Source organism: Acinetobacter sp. YH12116 (assembly GCF_013418895.1).
GTDB classification, from domain to species: domain Bacteria; phylum Pseudomonadota; class Gammaproteobacteria; order Pseudomonadales; family Moraxellaceae; genus Acinetobacter; species Acinetobacter indicus.
Genome location: NZ_VPBE01000063.1, coordinates 1 through 2,444, shown reverse-complemented (window position 1 = coordinate 2,444; position 2,444 = coordinate 1). Strand labels below are relative to the sequence as shown.

General features: G+C 34.9%; 3 protein-coding genes and 1 pseudogene. 2 read left to right on the top strand and 2 right to left on the bottom strand.

All coding sequences use genetic code 11. From position 1 onward, the window contains the following. Positions 1-75, top strand: a pseudogene (locus FTU54_RS15040) (IS6 family transposase); the annotation flags it as partial. Positions 76-578: 503 nt separating this feature from the next. Continuing rightward, on the top strand, positions 579-1,016 hold the full coding sequence (locus tag FTU54_RS15035; protein WP_180074910.1) for a MarR family winged helix-turn-helix transcriptional regulator: 438 nt from the start codon (positions 579-581) through the stop codon (positions 1,014-1,016). Between the two features lie 44 nt (positions 1,017-1,060). Here FTU54_RS15035 and FTU54_RS15030 read toward each other — a convergent pair whose 3' ends face one another. Next, positions 1,061-2,239: a thiolase family protein gene (locus FTU54_RS15030; protein ID WP_180074909.1), complete on the bottom strand. Its 1,179-nt coding sequence runs from the start codon at positions 2,237-2,239 to the stop codon at positions 1,061-1,063. 62 nt (positions 2,240-2,301) lie between these two features. Beyond that, positions 2,302-2,444, bottom strand: a 143-nt coding sequence (locus FTU54_RS15230) for an ATP-binding protein (RefSeq protein ID WP_257223830.1), incomplete at its 5' end; no start/stop codon positions are given.

The following is a 2,444-nucleotide window of genomic DNA, read 5'->3' as shown; positions in this document are numbered from 1 at the left end:
GGACAAGCATCGTCATTTTATTATGGTCAGCCTCAGGGTGAAGTGTGTCTAATCAACAGGGTTTTCGGTCTCTAAGCACTTTTTAAAGGGAACATCATCGACTCAAATCACTATTTGCAACAGTGCCATTCTTTATGCAACAAAGCCGTTGTAAACTATAAATAAATTTGACATATAACCTAAATTTTATAGGTTATATGTTCATCGCAAAATGAGAATGTAATTGTTGAAGCTAATTTAAAAGTGTTTGTTAAGGGTATCTCTATCAGTATAGGAATGTCTTCTCGTAGTTTAGTCATGAACTTCTTACAGCTTTCATCATTTAAATTACCTTCAGGAGCTGATAGCGCGATATTTCGACCTTCGTAACTAGATCCTAAATATCCATTGGAGGTTCTGTTATTTCGGATTGAAAATTATAGTTCAGTCTAAAGAAAGATTGGTAAAAATTTAAAATTTTTAGATAAATTCTAATTTTTTGAATATAAATGTTATCTTAAACATCTACTAGAAGGTGTGTTTCTGATTTCATATAGAATTTACTTGAATTTTAGATTTATTAATAAAACGGCTTATTGATGAAAAAAGTTAAAATAGAACGTTATGCTATCGGGCAAATCAATATGTTAGCTAATAAACTTGCTACAAAATCGAGCGAGGCATACAAGAAAAATTTTGGTATAGGTATTATGGAGTGGCGAGTACTCGCAATTCTTGCGATATATAACAATAATTCTGTCCAAAGTATTACTGATATTATCGGTTTAGATAAGGGGGCTGTAAGTAGAGCACTAAAGAAATTAGTTGATAAAGAATATGTAACAATTCAAGAAGATGAATTTAATAAAAGAGCTTATATTATTAACATTACATGTCAGGGTCGTTCTCTACATGACCAAGTTTATGATTTTAGTATGCAACGTGAAGAAAAATTATTATCAGGATTAGATGAAAGAAAAAAAGACGAATTATTTCAATTTTTAAAATATCTAAAGGAAACTATAGATGAGTTGTAATCCTGAAAAAGGGGATTACAACAGGTATCTAATTTGTTAGAAATTTATTTAATTTCTAATCCAATAGCAACAGCTTCACCACCACCTATACAAAGCGTTGCAATTCCTTTTTTCCCTCCAGTACGTTTTAATGCATGAATTAGAGACAAAATAATACGAGAACCTGAAGAGCCTATAGGGTGTCCAAGCGCACAAGCTCCACCATATATATTTACTTTTGCTGAATCTAATTTGAAATGATCAATAGCACACATGGTTACCATTGCAAAAGCCTCATTAATTTCCCATAGATCTATATCTTTAACTTCCCAATTTGCTTTTTCTAAAACTTTAGAAATAGCACCAATTGGAGCGAGAGTAAATTCAGAAGGATGTTGTGAATTAGAAGCGGTAGCTACAATTTTGGCTAGAGGCTGTAAATTTTTTTGTTGCGCAATGTCATTTGACATTAGAACTAGGGCTGAGGCTCCATCAGAGATTGAACTAGTATTAGCGGCAGTAATAGTACCATTTATAGAAAATGCAGGCTTTAGTGTTGGAATTTTATCTAATTTTGCATTTAATGGTTGTTCATCCTGATCTATATTTCTATCACCTTTTTTATTGGAAATGGTAATAGGAACAATTTCATTTTTAAAATAACCTTGATTAATTGCAATTTGGGCACGTTTTAGAGACCGAATAGCGAACTCATCCATTTGGCTACGGGTATAACCTTTTACATTTGCAGTATCTTGAGCAAAGGAGCCCATTAATCGACCTGTTTCAGCATCTTCTAAGCCATCAAGGAACATATGATCCTTAATATCTCCATGCCCCATACGGTAACCAGTACGAGTTTTGGTGAGAATGTAAGGGGCATTAGACATTGACTCCATACCACCTGCTACGATGATATCTGCACTTCCAGCAAGAATCATGTCTGATGCTTGCATAACAGATTTCATGCCTGAGCCACATAGTTTGTTAATAGTGACAGCGCTAACTGAATCTGGTAAGCCAGCTTTACGCATTGCCTGACGGGCAGGGCCTTGTTTTAAGCCAGCAGAGAGAACACAACCCATGATAACTTCGTTAATATCAGATGGTTGAATTCCTGATCGAATAATAGCTTCCTTAATTACTTCTGCCCCTAAATCAGAAGCATCTAGACTTGATAATAAGCCTTGGAAACTACCTGTTGCTGTACGTGCACCATTGATTATTACAACTGTCAACGGCATTCTAAAATTGACCCCTTTTACCTTACAAATGGCAAAGTAAAATTGACCCCTTTGATCTCGTATTAAGTTTCAACCTGGGGCTGAATCCCAATTCTTTTTTTATCCTTCAAACGATAACTCTCACCCGATATTTGTACCACATGACAGTGATGTAATAGCCGATCTAACATCGCAGCGGTCAACGTGACATCATCCGCAAATGACT

Bases quoted from the DNA above. Each gene is read 5' to 3' on its own strand.
- FTU54_RS15035 (WP_180074910.1), top strand. From the start codon at position 579: ATGAAAAAAGTTAAAATAGAACGTTATGCTATCGGGCAAATCAATATG.
- FTU54_RS15030 (WP_180074909.1), bottom strand. From the start codon at position 2,239: ATGCCGTTGACAGTTGTAATAATCAATGGTGCACGTACAGCAACAGGT.